At 61.2% G+C, this 17,052-nt stretch carries 21 protein-coding genes and 1 tRNA gene; 17 read left to right on the top strand and 5 right to left on the bottom strand.

The annotated features are described in order from the left end of the window. Window positions 1-7 precede the first annotated feature (7 nt). From IGW03_RS02145 to IGW03_RS02070, 16 genes are all read left to right on the top strand, one after another. Window positions 8-685 carry a MotA/TolQ/ExbB proton channel family protein gene (locus IGW03_RS02145; RefSeq protein ID WP_194720850.1) on the top strand — a complete coding sequence of 226 codons (678 nt, stop codon included), beginning with the start codon at window positions 8-10 and terminating at the stop codon, window positions 683-685. A gap of 11 nt (window positions 686-696) precedes the next feature. Continuing rightward, window positions 697-1,119: an ExbD/TolR family protein gene (locus tag IGW03_RS02140; RefSeq protein WP_194720849.1), complete on the top strand. Its 423-nt coding sequence runs from the start codon at window positions 697-699 to the stop codon at window positions 1,117-1,119. Window positions 1,120-1,162: 43 nt separating this feature from the next. Then, entirely contained in the window at window positions 1,163-1,489 is a 327-nt protein-coding gene (locus IGW03_RS02135; protein WP_194720848.1) for a barstar family protein, read from the top strand. Window positions 1,490-1,612: 123 nt separating this feature from the next. After that, window positions 1,613-4,261 (top strand): leucine--tRNA ligase, encoded by a 2,649-nt coding sequence (leuS, locus tag IGW03_RS02130; protein ID WP_194720847.1) that lies wholly within the window; start codon window positions 1,613-1,615, stop codon window positions 4,259-4,261. Between the two features lie 11 nt (window positions 4,262-4,272). Next, complete coding sequence (locus IGW03_RS02125) at window positions 4,273-4,782, top strand: LPS-assembly lipoprotein LptE (protein ID WP_194720846.1); 510 nt, start codon at window positions 4,273-4,275, stop codon at window positions 4,780-4,782. A 22-nt stretch (window positions 4,783-4,804) separates the two neighbouring features. Further along, window positions 4,805-5,821 carry a DNA polymerase III subunit delta gene (holA, locus tag IGW03_RS02120; protein WP_194720845.1) on the top strand — a complete coding sequence of 339 codons (1,017 nt, stop codon included), beginning with the start codon at window positions 4,805-4,807 and terminating at the stop codon, window positions 5,819-5,821. 157 nt (window positions 5,822-5,978) lie between these two features. Beyond that, on the top strand, window positions 5,979-7,244 hold the full coding sequence (locus tag IGW03_RS02115) for a glutamate-5-semialdehyde dehydrogenase (RefSeq protein WP_194720844.1): 1,266 nt from the start codon (window positions 5,979-5,981) through the stop codon (window positions 7,242-7,244). A gap of 2 nt (window positions 7,245-7,246) precedes the next feature. Next, window positions 7,247-7,669 carry a CopD family protein gene (locus IGW03_RS02110; protein WP_194720843.1) on the top strand — a complete coding sequence of 141 codons (423 nt, stop codon included), beginning with the start codon at window positions 7,247-7,249 and terminating at the stop codon, window positions 7,667-7,669. A 60-nt stretch (window positions 7,670-7,729) separates the two neighbouring features. Next, entirely contained in the window at window positions 7,730-8,332 is a 603-nt protein-coding gene (locus IGW03_RS02105; protein ID WP_194720842.1) for a 2-hydroxychromene-2-carboxylate isomerase, read from the top strand. A 97-nt stretch (window positions 8,333-8,429) separates the two neighbouring features. Then, window positions 8,430-9,635, top strand: a complete 1,206-nt coding sequence (locus tag IGW03_RS02100) for a THUMP domain-containing class I SAM-dependent RNA methyltransferase (RefSeq protein ID WP_194720841.1) — start codon at window positions 8,430-8,432, stop codon at window positions 9,633-9,635. A gap of 122 nt (window positions 9,636-9,757) precedes the next feature. After that, a complete protein-coding gene (locus tag IGW03_RS38825; RefSeq protein ID WP_194720840.1) occupies window positions 9,758-10,960 on the top strand; it encodes a GGDEF domain-containing protein in 1,203 nt (400 codons plus the stop codon). 300 nt (window positions 10,961-11,260) lie between these two features. Continuing rightward, on the top strand, window positions 11,261-11,602 hold the full coding sequence (gene hpf, locus IGW03_RS02090) for a ribosome hibernation-promoting factor, HPF/YfiA family (protein WP_194720839.1): 342 nt from the start codon (window positions 11,261-11,263) through the stop codon (window positions 11,600-11,602). A gap of 329 nt (window positions 11,603-11,931) precedes the next feature. Next, complete coding sequence (locus IGW03_RS02085) at window positions 11,932-12,843, top strand: DUF8812 domain-containing protein (protein WP_194720838.1); 912 nt, start codon at window positions 11,932-11,934, stop codon at window positions 12,841-12,843. Window positions 12,844-12,856: 13 nt separating this feature from the next. Beyond that, the gene (locus IGW03_RS37855) at window positions 12,857-13,711 is read left to right on the top strand and encodes a lysozyme inhibitor LprI family protein (protein WP_228534905.1); all 855 of its coding nucleotides are present in this window, start codon (window positions 12,857-12,859) and stop codon (window positions 13,709-13,711) included. 98 nt (window positions 13,712-13,809) lie between these two features. Further along, window positions 13,810-13,900: transfer RNA gene (locus IGW03_RS02075), tRNA-Gly, on the top strand. A 79-nt stretch (window positions 13,901-13,979) separates the two neighbouring features. Further along, entirely contained in the window at window positions 13,980-14,255 is a 276-nt protein-coding gene (locus IGW03_RS02070) for a hypothetical protein (RefSeq protein WP_194720836.1), read from the top strand. Between the two features lie 3 nt (window positions 14,256-14,258). On the opposite strand, the gene IGW03_RS02065 is transcribed toward IGW03_RS02070, so the two are convergent. Continuing rightward, window positions 14,259-14,603 carry a hypothetical protein gene (locus IGW03_RS02065; RefSeq protein WP_194720835.1) on the bottom strand — a complete coding sequence of 115 codons (345 nt, stop codon included), beginning with the start codon at window positions 14,601-14,603 and terminating at the stop codon, window positions 14,259-14,261. A gap of 164 nt (window positions 14,604-14,767) precedes the next feature. Here IGW03_RS02065 and IGW03_RS02060 point away from each other — a divergent pair, with 164 nt between their 5' ends. Then, a complete protein-coding gene (locus tag IGW03_RS02060) occupies window positions 14,768-15,136 on the top strand; it encodes a J517_1871 family lipoprotein (protein ID WP_194720834.1) in 369 nt (122 codons plus the stop codon). 8 nt (window positions 15,137-15,144) lie between these two features. Here IGW03_RS02060 and IGW03_RS02055 read toward each other — a convergent pair whose 3' ends face one another. The 4 genes from IGW03_RS02055 to IGW03_RS02040 are packed head-to-tail and all read right to left on the bottom strand — an operon-like array spanning window position 15,145 to window position 17,047. Continuing rightward, window positions 15,145-15,639: a hypothetical protein gene (locus IGW03_RS02055; protein WP_194720833.1), complete on the bottom strand. Its 495-nt coding sequence runs from the start codon at window positions 15,637-15,639 to the stop codon at window positions 15,145-15,147. Then, window positions 15,636-16,121, bottom strand: coding sequence for a glycoside hydrolase family 24 protein (locus IGW03_RS02050; protein WP_194720832.1), 486 nt, complete (start codon window positions 16,119-16,121; stop codon window positions 15,636-15,638). The genes IGW03_RS02055 and IGW03_RS02050 overlap by 4 nt, the downstream gene beginning before the upstream one ends. Then, window positions 16,118-16,510 carry a hypothetical protein gene (locus IGW03_RS02045; protein WP_194720831.1) on the bottom strand — a complete coding sequence of 131 codons (393 nt, stop codon included), beginning with the start codon at window positions 16,508-16,510 and terminating at the stop codon, window positions 16,118-16,120. The genes IGW03_RS02050 and IGW03_RS02045 overlap by 4 nt, the downstream gene beginning before the upstream one ends. A gap of 24 nt (window positions 16,511-16,534) precedes the next feature. Further along, the gene (locus IGW03_RS02040) at window positions 16,535-17,047 is read right to left on the bottom strand and encodes a hypothetical protein (protein WP_194720830.1); all 513 of its coding nucleotides are present in this window, start codon (window positions 17,045-17,047) and stop codon (window positions 16,535-16,537) included. Between the last annotated feature and the right edge of the window lie 5 nt (window positions 17,048-17,052).

Raw genomic sequence — 17,052 nt, 5'->3', positions numbered from 1 at the left:
AGCCTCCATGAACGACACTCTCGGATTCGCGCATTACTGGGCCCAGGGCGATGCGGTCACCCATTCGGTGGCTTACCTGCTGCTGCTGATGTCGGTCGTCAGCTGGTATTACATTTTTTCCAAGGCCTGGAGCTCATGGAGGATCCGCAGGAGCGCGAGTGCGCTGGATGGCTTCTGGAAAGCCCCGACCCTCAACGATGCCATTGATGTCGTCAGGAACGCCGACAGCGAGGATGTCTATGCGCCGCTGGCGATCCAGAGCGCCCAGGCCGCCAATCTGAAGGCCCAGACGGGTTCGCTCAATGCCAATGTCGATCCGAGCGAACTTATCACCCGCACCCTGCGCCAGGAAATCAACCGCGTGTCGGCGCGCCTGGAAAGCGGCCTGACGCTGCTCGCCTCGGTGGGGTCGACCGCGCCCTTCGTCGGGCTGTTCGGCACGGTATGGGGCATCTACCATGCACTGGCCGCGGTCTCGAGCAGCGGCACGGTGCAGATCGACAAGGTGGCCGGACCGGTCGGCGAAGCGCTGATCATGACCGCGCTCGGACTGGTGGTCGCCATCCCCGCCGTGCTGGCCTACAATGCCTTCACCCGCGTCAACCGCGTGACCCTGGCGGAACTCGATGCCTTCGCCCATGATCTGCACGCCTATCTCACCACCGGCGCGCGCGTCGGAAAATAAAGGAGCCTGCGATGGCCTTCGGCGGATTCAATGACGACAGGAAGCAGGCGCCGATGGCGGACATCAATGTCACGCCCATGGTCGACGTCATGCTGGTGCTGCTGGTGATCTTCATCATCGCCGCGCCGCTGTTCACGCATTCCATCAAGCTCGACCTGCCCAGCGCCCAGTCGGCTCCCTCGCCGGACAAGCCCGACACCATTTCCCTGTCCATCGACGGCGCGGGCAAGATCTACTGGAACAACGAAGCGGTGGAGCAGGCGGAACTTGGCAACCGGCTCGCAGTCGCAGCAAAGAAGCAGCCGCAGCCGGAATTGCAGTTGCGCGCCGACAAGTCCACCCGCTATGAAATCATTGCGCAAGTCATGTCGGCGGCGCAGACCAGCGGCATGACGAAAATGGGCTTCGTCACGGAATCGCAGCAGCAGCCCTGAAACCGGCCCGTGACCGCGCCTGCCAATTTGACAACAGGATTCCATGCCTTCCATACAGCTCGATGGCCAGCAACTCACCGACTGGAACAAGTTCCACGACGCCTGCAAGACCGCCTTCGGTTTCCCAGATTTCTACGGGCGCAACATGGACGCCTGGATCGACTGCCTGAGCGGCCTGCGGGACGATGACGGCATGTCGGCCTACGTGCTCGGCGAGGATGAGCAGCTGCAGATACAGATCCTGAATTCCGATGTCCTGCGGCGCGACGCGCCCGAGATCCTGTCGGCGCTGGAGGAATGCACCGCCGAAGTGAACCTGCTCTGTTCGGAAAGCGGGGAAAAGCCGGCGCTCGGCCTGGTGCTGCGTTGAAGCTGCGCTGACACAAGCTGATTTCCCGGGGATTCGGCCGGCAATTCCGGCTGCGCCGGACGGCAATTGCCGGCGGCAACCCAGTATAATGACGGGTTCAATTCCACTTCGGCTTCATCCGTCATGCAAGAAAAATATCTCCCCGGCGACGTAGAAAAAGCGGCGCAAGACCATTGGCAGGCCATCGACGCCTACAAGACCGTCGAACACGCAAAGGACAAGAACGGTCAGGACAAGAAGAAATTCTATGCCTGCTCCATGCTGCCCTACCCGTCGGGCAAGCTGCACATGGGCCATGTGCGCAACTACACCATCAACGACGTGATGTACCGCTACCTGCGGATGAACGGCCACAACGTGCTCATGCCGATGGGCTGGGACGCCTTCGGCATGCCGGCCGAGAACGCGGCGATGGCCAACGGCGTGCCGCCCGCGCAGTGGACTTACTCGAACATCGAGTACATGAAGCAGCAGATGCAGTCGATGGGCCTGGCGATCGACTGGTCGCGCGAAATGACCGCCTGCAAGCCGGACTACTACAAGTGGAACCAGTGGATGTTCCTCAAGATGCTGGAAAAAGGCATCATCTACAAGAAAACCGGCACCGTGAACTGGGACCCGATCGACCAGACCGTGCTCGCCAACGAGCAGGTGATCGACGGCCGCGGCTGGCGTTCCGGCGCGCTGATCGAAAAGCGCGAGATCCCGATGTACTACGCCCGCATCACCTCCTATGCCGAGGAGCTGCTCGATTTCGTCGACAACAAGCTGCCCGGCTGGCCCGAGCGCGTGCGCATCATGCAGTCGAACTGGATCGGCAAGTCGACCGGCGTGCGCTTCGCCTTCCCGCACGACATCAGGGATGAAAGCGGCGCCGCGATCAACGACGGCAAGCTGTGGGTCTTCACCACCCGCGCCGACACCATCATGGGCGTCACCTTCTGCGCGGTCGCGCCGGAGCACGCGCTGGCCACCCATGCCGCGCAGTCCAATCCCGAACTCGCCGCCTTCATCGCCGAATGCAAGAAAGGCAGCGTCATCGAAGCCGACATGGCGACGATGGAAAAGAAAGGCATGCCGACCGGCCTGTTCGTCACCCATCCGCTGACCGGCGACAAGGTCGAGGTCTGGGTCGGCAACTATGTGCTGATCACCTACGGCGACGGCGCCGTGATGGGCGTGCCGGCGCATGACGAGCGCGACTTTGCGTTCGCCAGGAAATACGGTCTGCCCATCAAGCAGGTCATCGCCGTCGAAGGCAAGACCTACTCGACCGACGCCTGGCAGGAATGGTATGCGGACAAGGAGCACGGCGTCTGCATCAATTCCGGCAAGTACGACGGGCTCGGTTACGCTGCAGCAGTCGATGCGGTCGCGGCCGACCTCGCTGCCCGGGGACTCGGCGAAAAGAAGGTCACCTACCGCCTGCGCGACTGGGGCATCTCGCGCCAGCGCTACTGGGGCACGCCGATCCCGATCATCCATTGCCAGTCCTGCGGCGACGTGCCGGTGCCAGAGAAGGACCTGCCCGTCGTGCTGCCGGAAGACTGCGTGCCGGACGGCAGCGGCAACCCGCTCAACAAGCACGAGGCATTCCTGCATGTCGACTGCCCGCAGTGCGGCAAGCCGGCGCGCCGGGAAACCGACACCATGGACACCTTCGTCGATTCGTCCTGGTATTACATGCGCTACTGCTCGCCGGGCAGCAATGACGCGATGGTCGATGCGCGCAACGATTACTGGATGCCGATGGACCAGTACATCGGCGGCATCGAGCATGCGGTGCTGCACCTGCTGTATGCGCGCTTCTGGACCAAGGTGATGCGCGACTTCGGCCTGGTCAAGTTCGACGAGCCCTTCGTCAACCTACTGACCCAGGGCATGGTGCTCAACGAGACCTATTACCGCGAAGACGCCAGCGGCAAGAAGACCTGGTTCAACCCGGCCGACGTGGAACTGAGTTTCGACGACAAGGGCCGGCCGGTTTCCGCGCTGCTCAGGAGCGACGGCCAGCCGGTAGAGATCGGCGGCACCGAGAAGATGTCGAAGTCGAAGAACAACGGCATCGATCCGCAGGCGCAGATCGACCAGTACGGCGCCGACACGGCCCGCCTGTTCACGATGTTTGCCTCGCCGCCGGAGCAGACGCTCGAGTGGTCCGGCGCCGGCGTGGAAGGCGCGAACCGCTTCCTGCGCCGCGTCTGGGCCTTCGCCCATGCGCAGGCCGGCCGCTTTGCCGCAGTTGGCGCTATCGATTTCGGCAGCCTGCCCGAAACGCACAAGACGCTGCGCCGCGAAGTGCACAAGATCCTGCAGCAGGCCGATCACGACTTCAAGCGCATCCAGTACAACACGGTCGTCTCCGCCAGCATGAAGATGCTCAACACGCTGGAAGCGGCCAAGTTCGACGACTCTCCCGCATCCAATGCGGTGATCGCCGAAGGCTATTCGATCTTCCTGCGCATGCTGTACCCGGTCGCGCCGCACATCACCCATGTGCTGTGGCAGGAACTCGGCTTTGCGAAGCAGCACGGCGACATCCTCGATGCGCCGTGGCCGCAGGTCGATGCGTCCGCGCTGGAACAGGCGGAGATCGAGCTGATGGTGCAGGTCAACGGCAAGCTGCGCGGCAGCGTGAAGGTGCCGAAGGAAGCCGACAAGGCCGCCATCGAAGCCGCCGCGCTGGCCAACGACAACGTGAAGAAGTTCGTCGAAGGCACGCCGAAGAAGGTCATCATCGTGCCCGGCAAGCTGGTCAACATCGTCGCCTGACAGGAGCCTCCATGCAACGACGCAGCCTTGTCCTCGCATTGTCCGGTGCCGCCCTGCTGTCGGCATGCGGCTTCCGCCTGCGCGGGTCTGACGGCAAATCGAGCCTGCCGTTCAGGACCGTTTACATCGGCGTGCCTGAAACCTCGCCGGTGGGCGTCGAGCTCAAGCGTTACATCCGCGCGAGCGACGACACCACCCTCGTGACCGACCCCAAGCTGGCCGAGGCAAGCATCGACATTCTCGGCGAGACGCGGGACCGGGCGACGCTGTCGCTCAACACCCAGGGACGCATCCGCGAATACTCGCTGTATTACCGGCTGCGCTTCCAGGTAAAGGACAAGGCCGGCGCCCTGCTGCTGGCGCCGACCGAACTCGTTCTCAAGCGCGACATCAGCTTCAACGAGTCGCAGGTGATCGCGAAGGAAAAGGAAGAAGAGATGCTCTACCGCGACATGCAGTCCGATGCGGTTCAGCAGATCCTGCGCCGCATGACGGCGCTCAAGCCGGCTCAGCCCGCGTAACCCCGTCCGAACGGAAACACCGATGCAACTGCGCGCCGACGCACTCGAAACCCACCTGGCGAAGTCGCTGGCGCCGCTGTACGTGATCACCAGCGACGAGCACCTTCTGGCGCTGGAAGCGGCCGACAGGATACGCAGGGCTGCCCGCGCCAAAGGGTATTCCGAGCGCGAAGTGCTGGTGGTCGAACGCAGCTTCAAGTGGGGCACGCTGCTTGCCGCCAACCAGTCGCAGTCCTTGTTCGGCGACCGCAAGCTGATCGAACTGCGCATCCCGACCGGCAAGCCGGGCAAGGACGGCGGCCAGGCGCTGCAGGAATACGTCGGCGGACTCAACCCTGACAATGTCACGCTGATCACCCTGCCCAAGCTCGACTGGCAGACGCAGAAGTCGGCCTGGGTGGCGGCGCTGCAGCAGGCCGGCGTGTACATCGACATTCCCCTGGTGGAGCGGGCGCAGCTGCCGGGCTGGATCGGCGCCCGGCTTGCCGCGCAGAAGCAGAGCGCAGACCGGCAAAGCATCGACTTCATCGCCGATCGGGTGGAAGGCAATCTGCTCGCGGCGCACCAGGAACTGCAAAAGCTGGCCCTGCTGCATCCCGAAGGCAAGCTGAGCTTCGATCAGGTGCAGGATGCGGTGCTCAATGTCGCCCGCTACGACGTCTTCAAGCTTAACGAAGCCATGCTCTCCGGCGATACCGCGCGGCTGGTGCGCATGATCGAAGGACTGAAAGGCGAAGGCGAGGCGCTGCCGCTGGTGCTATGGGCGATGGCTGACGAAATCCGTACCTTGCTCAAGATAAAGTCGGGCACCGCGCAGGGAAAGCCGCTCGGCATGCTGCTCAAGGAATACCGGATCTGGGGCCCGCGCGAGCGGCTGATGGAGCCGGCCGTCAAGCGGCTGCGCCTGTCGACGCTGGAAACGGCGCTGCAGGAAGCGGCGCAAATCGATAAGATGATCAAGGGTTTGAGAGCCAGGGCATTTGCCGGCGATGCCTGGGATGCGCTGCTGCATCTAGGACTGAAGGTGGCGCGCGGCTGAGTGCCGCTGCATCGCGTTTCATGCCTCGCCCTTCGCGCTTCATTTTGCGCGGCCTGTCTTACCGCTGTTGCACCGCTGTCGTACTGCTGTCGTACTGCTGTCGTACTGCTGTCGTACTGCTGCACCGAATTGAATTCGCATTGAAAAGATCAGGAACATGGACATCAAGCACTACATGAACGACGTCGGCCAGCGTGCCCGCAAGGCTTCCCGCGCGATGGCCAAGGCCGATACCGGCGCCAAGAACAAGGCGCTTTCGCTGATCGCCGCCGCCATCCGGCGCGACGCCGAGGCCCTGCGCGCAGCCAACCAGAAAGACCTGGAAGCGGCGCGCGCCAACGGCCTGGCGCCGGCTATGCTCGACCGCCTGACCCTGTCCGACAAGGCGATCGCCACCATGGCCGAGGGCCTGGAGCAGATCGTGTCCCTGCCCGATCCGATCGGCGAAATGTCCAACATGAAATACCGCCCGACCGGCATCCAGGTCGGCCAGATGCGCGTGCCGCTGGGCGTGATCGGCATCATCTATGAAGCCCGCCCGAACGTGACCGTCGATGCCGCCGGCCTGTGCATCAAGAGCGGCAACGCCACCGTCCTGCGCGGCGGCTCGGAAGCGATCCACTGCAACCAGGCGCTCGCCAAGCTGGTCAAGGAAGGCCTGGCCGGCGCGGGCCTGCCGGAAGACGCGGTGCAGATCGTCGAAACCACCGACCGCGCCGCGGTGGGCGAGCTGATCACCATGCCGCAATACGTGGACGTGATCGTGCCGCGCGGCGGCAAGGGCCTGATCGAGCGCCTGATGAAGGAATCCAAGGTGCCGATGATCAAGCATCTCGACGGCATCTGCCACGTCTACATCGACGACAAGGCCGACATCGACAAGGCGCTGAAGATTTCCTTCAATGCCAAGTGCCATCGCTACGGCACCTGCAACACCATGGAAACCCTGCTGGTGGCGCGCGCCATCGCGCCGCAGGTATTGCCTAAACTCGCCGAGCTGTACGGCACTAAGGAAGTCGAACTGCGCGCCGACGAGGAAGCCGGCAAGATCCTCTCCTCCTATCCGCATCTGGCCGCGGCCACCGAGGAAGACTGGCGCACCGAATACCTGGCCGCGATTCTCGCGGTGAAGATCGTCGGCGATGTCGGCGAAGCCATCGAGCACATCAACACCTACTCTTCCCAGCATACCGACGCCATCGTCACCGAAGACTACAGCCGCGCGATGCGCTTCCTGCGCGAAGTCGATTCCGCCTCGGTGATGGTGAATGCCTCGACCCGCTTTGCCGACGGCTTCGAATACGGCCTCGGCGCGGAGATCGGCATTTCCAACGACAAGCTGCATGCGCGCGGCCCGGTCGGGCTGGAGGGATTGACCTCGCTGAAGTACGTGGTGTTCGGCCACGGCGAAGTGAGGGAGTAGGCATGCTTTGGGTCAAGGCGCTGCACATCGTCTTCGTCGCATCCTGGTTCGCCGGCCTGTTCTACCTGCCGCGCATCTTCGTCAACCTGGCGATGGAGACCGACGCCGCGGCGACCACCCGCCTGCTGCTGATGGCGCGCAAGCTCTACCGCTTCATGACCATGCTGGCAATTCCGGCGCTGCTGCTCGGCCTCTGGCTGTGGCTAGGCTACGGGATCGGCAAGGGGCCGGGCAACGGCTGGCTGCATGCGAAGCTGACCATCGTCGTGCTGCTGATCGGCTACCACCATGCCTGCGGTTCGCTGCTGAAGAAGTTCGAGAACGGACGCAATGCGCGTTCCCATGCCTGGTACCGCTGGTTCAATGAAGTGCCGGTGCTCGGCTTGCTTGCCGTCACCATCCTGGTCGTGGTCAAGCCGTTCTGACATCCCTAACGGCACCGCATCGTTGCAACATTGTTCGCACACAATCGATAGGAATTCCTGATGACAAAGGTCTGCCAGTATTTTTTTGCTCCCCAATCGCCCTGGGCTTATCTCGGCCATGAGCGCTTCGTCGCGCTGGCCGCGAAATACCAGGTGCAAGTGGACATCAAGCCCTGTGACATCGGCAAGGTCTTCAGCATCTCGGGCGGCCTGCCGCTGGCCAAGCGGGCGCCGCAGCGCCAGGCTTACCGGCTCGTCGAACTCAAGCGCTGGAGCGAGCATCTGCAGATCCCGCTGAACCTGAATCCGGCGTTCTTCCCGGTCGCCGGCGATCCGGCCGCCAAACTGATCATCGCAACGCGTCTGGCGCACGGCACCGATGCGGCCCTCAAGGTGACAGGCGCCATCATGCGCGCGCTCTGGACCGAGGAGCGCAACATCGGCGACACGGCCACCCTGGCCGCGGTCGCTCAGGAATGCGGCCACGACGGCCAGGCGCTGATCAAGACATCGGAAACCTCCAGCGTGCAGGACGAGTACAACCGCTACACCGACGAAGCGGTCGCGGCCAATGTGTTCGGCGCTCCCTGGTATGTCGTCGACGGCGAAGGCTACTGGGGACAGGACAGGCTGGATTTCGTCGAGCGGGCTTTCCAGAAATAGACAGCATCTCTTTCCTGCCCTTCCTCGACAGCAGGATGTTCAGTAGTGAAGCAGCAAAGCACCATCTAGCAGCAGTACAACGGAAAAAAGGTACCCCATGACATATTCATATTTTTGCCCCTGCCCGCGCGGGCTGGAAGCGGCACTGGCCGAAGAGATCAATGAAATCGCCCAGGGCAGCCGCACTCTGAAGGTCCACAACCAGGTGCCCGGCGGCGTCCACTGCTCCGGCTCGCTGGCCGACAGCTACCGCCTCAACCTGCACTCGCGGATCGCCTCGCGCATTCTCTTGCGCATGGCGCAGCGCGGCTACACCAACGAAAACGACATCTACGACCTGACGCTGGAGCAGCCCTGGGAGGAATGGTTCGGCGTCGACCATACGATCCGGGTCGACCTCACCGCGATCAAGTCGCCTTTGAAGAGCCTGGAATTCACGACGCTGAAGATCAAGGATGCGGTCTGCGACCGCTTCCGCGACCTTTACCAGAAGCGGCCGTCGGTCAACACCCGCACGCCGGACATGCGCATCGTCGGCTTTCTCGATGCGCACAACTACACCGTCTACCTCGACACTTCGGGCGAAGCGCTGTTCAAGCGCGGCTGGCGCCAGGAAACCGGCGACGCGCCGCTGCGCGAAAACCTCGCCGCCGGCCTGCTGCGGGTTTCGGGCTGGACGCCAGGCACCATCCTGTTCGATCCGATGTGCGGCTCCGGCACCATCCTGGTCGAAGCCGCGCAGATCCTCGCCGGCATTCCGCCCGGCGCCAACCGCAGCTTCGGCTTCGAGAAATTCCTCGATTTCAAGCCCACCGAGTGGCAAGCCATCAAGGCCGAAGTCAAGCCGAACGCTTTACCCCGCACGCCGACACTGTTCGGCAGCGACATCTCCGGCGACATGGTGGTCATGACGCGCAACAACCTGCGCAATGCGGGCATCCAGTTCGATGTGCCGCTGAAGCAGATCGAGGCGCAGGAGGTCAAGCCGCCTACAGGCATTCCCGGCATCATGCTCACCAATCCGCCTTACGGCGAGCGCATCGGGGTGCGCGGCGACAGCAGCCAGCCGGCTGACGAACTCACCACCTCGTTCTACCAGGCGTTCAGCACCACGCTCAAGCAGCGCTTCCCCGGCTGGAAGGTGTTCCTGTTCACGGCCGACCTGAGCGTGCCGAAACTGCTGCGCCTGAAAGAAGCCCGCAAGACACCGTTCTTCAACGGCGCGCTGGAATGCCGGCTGTTCCGCTTCGACATGGTGGCCGGCTTCAATCGCCGGCCGGAAGCGGCGCCGAAAAACACCTGAGCACGGCGCCGAATCTTCCTGACGCCAGCATTTGACGTGGCGCAAGCAGCTCCGTTTCCATCGTTTTTCCTCATAGAAATACGATGGAAACATTGCTATATTGCGCCTTTGGGGGGTGCACCGTGTCAGAACTCGATCCGCGCTCGTTGATCTTCGTCGCCGGCTTGCTCGGCCTCCTCTGCTCGGCCATTCTCTTCATGCTGCGCCGCAGTTTTCCGCCTTCCATCGGCGGGCTGAATGAATGGAGCTGGGGCCTGTCCGGCATGGTGGTTGCCAGCGGGCTGTTCGGCATGACCGGCATCATTCCGGACTTCTTTTCCATTGTGCTGGCCAATGCCATGCTGGTCGGCGGCATCATGTACTTCTATGCCGGTTTCCGTCATTTCGCCGGCCTGCCCAGCCGCAGCCGCCTGCTCAAGACGGTGCTCCTGCTGGTGATCGCGCATGTCGCCTGGTTCACCTATCTCACGCCGCACTACCCTTCGCGGGCCCTGCTGGTGACAGTCACCAATGCCGTCCTGTTCTTCGCCTGCACCGTGCTGGTCTACCGCACCACCGGCGTTACGCTGGCCGGGCGTTTCACCTGCCTGGTATTCACCGGCATCGGCATGGTGTCGGCCTTCCGCGTCGGCATGCTGCTCCTGCATTTCGATGCGCCGACCAGCGTGTTCGGCGCGACGCCGATGCAGAGAATCTACCTGGCGGCGCTGGCGTTTTCGGTGCTGGCCATTACGCTCGGCGCCATCATGCTCGCCAACGAGCGGCTGCGGGCCGAGCTGGAATTCATTGCCTCGCACGATCCGCTGACCAAGGTCTATTCGCGCAGCGCCTTCATCGATATCCTGACCCGCGAAATCGGCCGCAGCGCCCGCACCGGACGCCCGCTCGCCCTGCTGATGTGCGACCTCGACAGCTTCAAATCGGTCAACGACCGCTTCGGCCATGCCATCGGCGACCGCGTGATCATCGACTTCGCGCAGCGGGTGCAGGAAGTGCTGCGCAATATCGACTGCGTGGGCCGCTACGGCGGCGAGGAATTCGTCATCCTTTTGCCGGATGCGCCGCCGCGCGACGCCGAGGAGATTGCCCGTCGCATCTGCAACCATATTGCCACCGCCGCTCCCGACTCGGCATTGCCGCACTATACGGTCAGCATCGGCCTTGCCGCCGCACACGATGGTTCGATGGAAATCGACAGCCTTCTGTCGGCCGCCGACAGTGCCTTGTATTGCGCCAAGGCGAACGGACGCAACCGGGTGGAACTGGCGCCGCTGCCGGATCTGCAGCATCAGCATTCGCCGCCTCGGCGCTTCGCTGCCGCGTGAAGGAAGCTGTGCAGCAGCTGAATTCGACTCCGGATCGCCATCCGTACTGTCATGGATGACGAGAGCGTGAATAGCAGAAATTCCGTGCAGGCAATGCTGGAAGTCAACATTGCGTGTTCATTGGACTGGCAAGGACCTCCCTGCTTCACATGGCAATAACCGGATTCCGGATCAGGAACATGAAATCCAGTGAACCTGACACGCTGCAAGTTATCTCATCGCTATCACCATGATGCAGCGATTCGAATCGCGGTCATTCTTCTGCAGTCAAATTTTCCATTGCACAAAGGAGGTTGTTTCATGAACCTATTGCTTACCGGCCAGCATGTCGACATCAGCCCGGCCCTGCGCGAATACGTGGAAACCAAACTGGAACGCGTCATCCGGCATTTCGACCAGATCATCGACATTGCAGTCGTGCTCGGGGTCGAGAAACCTTCGGAAAAGGACAAGCGGCAGCGCGCGGAGGTCAACCTGCGCGTCAAGGGCAATGTGATTCACCTCGATCACTATGCGGAAGACCTGTATGCAGCGATCGACGGACTCATGGACAAACTCGACCGCCAGGTCGTGCGGCACAAGGACAAGGTACAAAGCCACAAGAACGAGGCACTGAAGAATATCAGCGCCACGGGATTGTGACGGTTCGTGGAACGCGCTCGCAATGAGATGCGTTGAATTCAAATGGCCGCGTCAGCGGCCATTTGATTAATGCCTGCGGGCCGCGGCCGTACCTTGGTGTAGTGCGGTATAGCCCGTACCTTGCAGCCTGAAACAGGCTGCATCATGAGTTGCGATAGAGGATAGAGCGTCGCAACTCATCTCACTCCAGATCTTTCGATCTACTTCCCGTTACAAACTTGCAAACCCCTTTCGTTGCCAACGTCGCAACATAGATGCTATTTTTACAACCTCGCATGCCCGTGCGCCTTCAGGCCGCGGGCAAATTCCGCTTTTCGAGGAGATAACGGTTGACGGCACTAAGGAAGGGTTCAAGCGGCGGCAAGGTACGCGAGCTTCAGGCAGCACTCGCCAACCATGGCGAAAAGCTCGCCATCGATGGAAGTTTCGGTGCTCAGACCGAAAGAGTCGTAAGGGGATTTCAAAGACGAAGAGGTATGCTGCCCGACGGCATTGCCGGGCCGAAGACGTTCGGTGCCCTCAGGCTTCCCGCGGCCGGTACGCACCATATGCATCGTCCTGCAACAGGCATGAGTGACTCGATCAAGGACATTGGCGGCGGCATTATCCACTCGTCCGCTGCGGCCAGAATTCTGCCCATGCCTTATGCCGCTTCCCGTCCGAGTTCCGCGCTCAGCACATCCATTCAGGGATTGAATTTCATCTACGGCCATGAAGCTTTGACAGGGGTAAGCAATCGCCTTCACTGGCCGCGGGGCGCCAGCGGAGTCACCCTGGGACCCGGCTATGACATGAAGGAACGAAGTGCGGCATCGGTGATGGCTGACATGCAAGCGATCGGCCTGCAAGCCTCGGTAGCAGAGCAGATTTCGAAGGCGGCCGGCCTGCTCAATCAAGCAGCGGCAGGGTTTGCCGAGCACCATAAGGCGCTGGTCAATTTGAGCCGAATGCAGGAGATGCTGCTGCTAAGGCATGTCGTCCCGCGGTACGAGTCGCTGATCAAGCGGCTGATCAGCGTCGACCTTCTCCAGCATGAATTCGATGCCCTCGTCTCCTTCGCATACAATCCAGGCGGCCAGTTTCGCAATGTTGCGCACCATATCAACCAGGGCCGGATTGCCGATGCGATGAAAACAATCAGATACGTCGTAACCTCAAGAGGCGTAGTCTTCAGAGGACTTGTTCGGCGTCGGGACCATGAAGTCGCACTGTACCTGTATGGTCATTACCAAGGCATCTGACGCAAGGGTGGACATGACCGACAAATTTATCCTGAAGCCATCCAACTGGCGGCATGCCGTCGCGCTCCTTGTTCTGTGCATTACCGGCGGTTCCTCGCATGCCACTCCGCAGTTGGCTGCATCAGCTCTACCTATCCCTTCCAGTCTGTTCGGCACTTGGGAAGTGACCGATGTCCATGTCGATACGGGAGCAACCCGCACCCCGCTTTACCGGCCTGATGAGTTTCGACTGCTCGGCAGAATATTCCGGTTCTCTTCCGGGAGCATCACATCCAATACACCCGAGCGGCAGGATTGTCCGTCGCCAAGGATCGGGAAGTCGCTGCCAGCTGTGAAATTGATTGAATCCAGCATGGCAGGACGTGCCCTTCCGCCGGTACTGCCGACCGCCCAGGACTACCGGCTGCAGCTTCCCGGCGATCCGAAGGCTTCGGCGTTTACGGTGAAATGCAATGGCAAGCTATGGGGAGCAAGCCTGGGACGCGAGGACGGCCACCGGGGCGCATGGCTGCTGCCTCTGGCAAACGGCAAGCTGGCGCTGCGCTGGTACGACGAAACCATCCTTGAATTGAAACGCCTGCCGGAGGGAGCCCGCCCCGATCCGTCTTTCAATTGCAGACAAGCATCAACCGATAGTGAAAAAGCGATCTGCCGCTCCGTCCCGCTCGCCAAGCTGGATGTCAGCATTGCTCGTTCATTCGCTGCGGCGACGCAGGAGTTGCAGGAGGCCGGACGGGGAAACTCACTGGCCGCGCTCAAGACGCATCAGCGCGCATGGCTGTTGCAGCGCAATCGCTGCAAGTCGGACCTGGCTTGCCTGGAAAAGTCGATGTCCGCACGCCTGGAAGCTATCGAAACCATGCCCTAAGACGAATAGTTTCAAAGAAAACCCTTCTCTCAGGCACAAAAAACCTCGGCCCGCCGTTTTGCCATCCCGCCTTAAACCCGCGTAAAATCACGCCTGTCGCGGGTGTAGCTCAATGGTAGAGCAGAAGCTTCCCAAGCTTGTATAGAAATCCAGTAACCACGCCACTTCCCGCCGAATTCCCGCTCCGCAAAAATCGTAAACTATGCCGTCTGAAAGCCTTATTTCATGCGGGGCGTTTTTGTTTTGCGGAGCAGATTTTTGAGGATTTATGCACGCTCTTTCAATCATCAAAAACGCTGCTTTGCACGCCCTGGACGATGACGACGAAGAGCCAGAGAAACACCGGATGGCTGAGTATCTATCGATCGCCGGCCCGCGCACTACCCTCGAATTGGTTGCGGCGCTCGAGCTGCTGATGTCCGTTCAGGAAGAATTCGACGAAATGAAGCAGGTCTTGCGCGAACTGACAGAGTACGTTGACCAGCAGCCAGGCGAAGAAGCCCGGGTGCTGGCCATGAAGGCGAAATTTCTACTCCTGCCCTGAAGACTACCGGCGCGGCTGGTAAGACTTGGCGCGCTGCCACATGTCACCCAAGGCAGCGCGCACATCCTCTGTCGGATATTCCACCGGCCAGTGCGGCCACTCTTCTGTCGGCGTTCGTCTGGCACTGATACAAGGCACCGGCGGAAACTTGCGCTCGTGTTCAGCCGCAGCGATCTGCCGGTCGCAGGCCTTCTCATCGAACAGCATTTCCTCGGCCGTCTCAAGCAACGGCTCCCACTGGCTGATGACGTATTGGCGATCGGCGTACTCAAGCGGCATCTTCACCGGCGAGTGATGCCACTGCCCACTGAGCAGATATCGAATTGTGTAACAGATAAGGGTTTTCATCGCCAATTTCACTGTATGTGCGTACAGTATATTTGGCGAGTTGATGAATGCCAAGTTGGCTGACTGATATCCCTTTTATGGGATGACCAATCATCGAGTTTACGGTTTAATTGCGTTTGGGAAATATTTAGTCCAAAGGCATAACCTTGAAAAGGATGAATGGAATGAAAGCACTCTTGGCAGTATTTGCTGCCTTAGCAACAGCCGGCTGTATGACTCCTCATAGCGTCGCGCATAAGTACACTCCGACACCGACACCGGACTTGGCGGGATATTGGGTCGGCTCCAATATGATCCAGACCCACACCATGCTGATCCGGCCGAACGGAACAGGTGAGCTGTGCTACGAGTACCAAGGCAAATACAAAGCCACACCGGTGACCATCACTGGGGACAAAATCGTAGCCATGTCAGAGGCGAATTTCACACGTAATCCGGACGGCACTGTTTCGCAATGCGCATGGGGCACCTGCGTCAACTTCAAGCGCACCGAAAACATCGCGGCAGCTTGCCGTGAATGGCTCAAGCAGTAATCCCCTTCCTAATGAGTCAAGCCTGAGGAAGCTACGAAGGCTTGACACGCCCGCCCAGTTGCCGCCACCCGCTCCGTTTCCTCAATCAGCGCCTTAACAGCTCGGTCCATTTCCGGAGAAAGTAGCCTGGTTCCGGAATCGGCTCCATCGCTGCCGCTGGCGGCCGGGGCTTGGGCGGATCCGGCAAATCCTGAACAGATGGCGGGGCCGACGCGCAGGCTTGGAGCGCGAGCAATATCGGCACGAACTTGAGCAAGTTCTTCATGGTGGGCTTTCTCGATGCGTTGACGGTCGATTTCCTGCTGCTCGGCGATCCGTTCATTGTTCCGGACCCTGCTGAGCACCGCGGCGGTTTCGGCCTTGGCACTCACAGCGGCCGTTTCCGCGCACTTCCCTGCTTCCAGCTTCTTGCCGAGATAGAAGCCGGCGCCGAACAGGCCGACCAGAAGAACAACCTTGCCGGCGGCAAGCGCCGGCTCGATGAATGGGCGGAAAATGTTCATGCCAGCCGCCCTCCCGCCTGAATGAAAGCCGTCTGCAGATCTACCAGCTTCTGCTCGTGCTGGCCGTAACCGGCGCCTGGCAGCGATGCCCAGATGTTCCGGCACTTGTCGACCGCTGCGGCGAAGTTGCCGACCTCGATGTCCGCCAGCGCACGCCGCTCCTTGATCTGCTGGAGCGCGATCGCGTCCTGGCTGGCCGGCGAGAAGTCGCGCAGGCCGAGCTGCTTCCTGTAGAAGTCGAAGTAACGCTGCAGCAGCTGGTACCGGCCGGCGGCCGTACTGATCACCGGCTTGTTCTTGATGATAAGCTCCATCAGCTTGCGCGGGTGGTCGGCATAACTGGAGAACAGGATCGGCTTGGTTGGAGTGCTGCCGACAATGACGTTGTAGCCATTGTCGGACTTCGCCAGAAGCGCGGCGCCGATCTCGCTGAATGCGATCGTGTCGAGAAATGCCTTTTGCTGTGGTGTCGGCGCGATCATGCCTCCCTCACTTCCTTGACCACCTCGGCAATGTCCTTCCCGTTGCGCTTCTGCAGCCAGAGCGCCGCCGCGCGCGTGATCCACCAGGCCGGCGCCCCAACCAGCAAGTAGACGGCCCCCTTGTGATCGTCAACATTGATGCCCTGCAGCCACGAGCTCATGGCCACCCAAGACTTCAGCAGCTCCACCGCCAAATCGCCGAAGAGTTCGCTCGCGGTGCCGGCGCACGCCAGCCTCACGGCGAACTCTCGCCGGTCGAATTTGCCGTCCGCCTTCGTCGGCGGCGCCACCAGGTAAAGAAGTGCTGCTCCCATCATGCCTAGCCCTGCCTTTAAGCCGTAGAGTTTGAAAAAAGCGAGGCCCATGGCTCCGCTTGTCGGTTCTGTCATATCTGTCCTCATGGTCTGGGAGGGCTACTGCGGAAAAGAAAAAACCCGCACGCGGCGGGTTTCTTCGGATTTTTGTTGTTGTTGCGGTGGCCCGCCCTGAATCCACTTGCTGCCGGGGAGCAGCTCGCAGATACGAGCAAAGCTGTTAGGGTTGAACCGCCACGGCTCCTCGAGGCCGGCGGCGGCGCCGATCGCTTCATTGCAGAACCATTTGCCGCGCTGCTGGCGGATCGGACTGGACGTCGACAGCAGGCCGACCAGGTCATAGCCGGCGTCACGATGATCATGGAACCACTTCAGCATCTGGCAGCCGTTGAAGGTCGGCACCTCCATGATGTCCCAGTGCGCCGGATCGAGCGCGATCCACTTCAGCCGCACGCCGCCATCCATGAACGACGACGAGCCGCACAGCGTCTTGCCTTGGACCGGCGGTGTCGCATCGAACAAGGCCTCCACGTGCGAGTAGGAGCCGACCGTCCAGAACGACACGAAGCGGTTGAAGAAGCGATCCCGGCCCTTGTAAAAAGCAATGCGCATGCTCT

This window comes from Noviherbaspirillum malthae, assembly GCF_015352985.1.
GTDB classification, from domain to species: domain Bacteria; phylum Pseudomonadota; class Gammaproteobacteria; order Burkholderiales; family Burkholderiaceae_D; genus Noviherbaspirillum; species Noviherbaspirillum malthae.
Note: the sequence above shows the minus strand (reverse complement) of the source record. Positions and strands in the feature narration are given on the sequence as shown.

Excerpts from the sequence above, each read along its gene's own strand:
- holA (WP_194720845.1), top strand. The coding sequence starts at position 4,805 with ATGCAACTGCGCGCCGACGCACTCGAAACCCACCTGGCGAAGTCGCTG.
- hpf (WP_194720839.1), top strand. The coding sequence starts at position 11,261 with ATGAACCTATTGCTTACCGGCCAGCATGTCGACATCAGCCCGGCCCTG.
- IGW03_RS02115 (WP_194720844.1), top strand. The coding sequence starts at position 5,979 with ATGGACATCAAGCACTACATGAACGACGTCGGCCAGCGTGCCCGCAAG.
- IGW03_RS02105 (WP_194720842.1), top strand. The coding sequence starts at position 7,730 with ATGACAAAGGTCTGCCAGTATTTTTTTGCTCCCCAATCGCCCTGGGCT.
- IGW03_RS02040 (WP_194720830.1), bottom strand. The coding sequence starts at position 17,047 with ATGCGCATTGCTTTTTACAAGGGCCGGGATCGCTTCTTCAACCGCTTC.
- leuS (WP_194720847.1), top strand. The coding sequence starts at position 1,613 with ATGCAAGAAAAATATCTCCCCGGCGACGTAGAAAAAGCGGCGCAAGAC.
- IGW03_RS02055 (WP_194720833.1), bottom strand. The coding sequence starts at position 15,639 with ATGAACATTTTCCGCCCATTCATCGAGCCGGCGCTTGCCGCCGGCAAG.
- IGW03_RS02050 (WP_194720832.1), bottom strand. The coding sequence starts at position 16,121 with ATGATCGCGCCGACACCACAGCAAAAGGCATTTCTCGACACGATCGCA.
- IGW03_RS02135 (WP_194720848.1), top strand. The coding sequence starts at position 1,163 with ATGCCTTCCATACAGCTCGATGGCCAGCAACTCACCGACTGGAACAAG.
- IGW03_RS02045 (WP_194720831.1), bottom strand. The coding sequence starts at position 16,510 with ATGACAGAACCGACAAGCGGAGCCATGGGCCTCGCTTTTTTCAAACTC.
- IGW03_RS02145 (WP_194720850.1), top strand. The coding sequence starts at position 8 with ATGAACGACACTCTCGGATTCGCGCATTACTGGGCCCAGGGCGATGCG.
- IGW03_RS02065 (WP_194720835.1), bottom strand. The coding sequence starts at position 14,603 with ATGAAAACCCTTATCTGTTACACAATTCGATATCTGCTCAGTGGGCAG.
- IGW03_RS37855 (WP_228534905.1), top strand. The coding sequence starts at position 12,857 with ATGACCGACAAATTTATCCTGAAGCCATCCAACTGGCGGCATGCCGTC.
- IGW03_RS02110 (WP_194720843.1), top strand. The coding sequence starts at position 7,247 with ATGCTTTGGGTCAAGGCGCTGCACATCGTCTTCGTCGCATCCTGGTTC.
- IGW03_RS02140 (WP_194720849.1), top strand. The coding sequence starts at position 697 with ATGGCCTTCGGCGGATTCAATGACGACAGGAAGCAGGCGCCGATGGCG.
- IGW03_RS02100 (WP_194720841.1), top strand. The coding sequence starts at position 8,430 with ATGACATATTCATATTTTTGCCCCTGCCCGCGCGGGCTGGAAGCGGCA.
- IGW03_RS02070 (WP_194720836.1), top strand. The coding sequence starts at position 13,980 with ATGCACGCTCTTTCAATCATCAAAAACGCTGCTTTGCACGCCCTGGAC.
- IGW03_RS02060 (WP_194720834.1), top strand. The coding sequence starts at position 14,768 with ATGAAAGCACTCTTGGCAGTATTTGCTGCCTTAGCAACAGCCGGCTGT.
- IGW03_RS02125 (WP_194720846.1), top strand. The coding sequence starts at position 4,273 with ATGCAACGACGCAGCCTTGTCCTCGCATTGTCCGGTGCCGCCCTGCTG.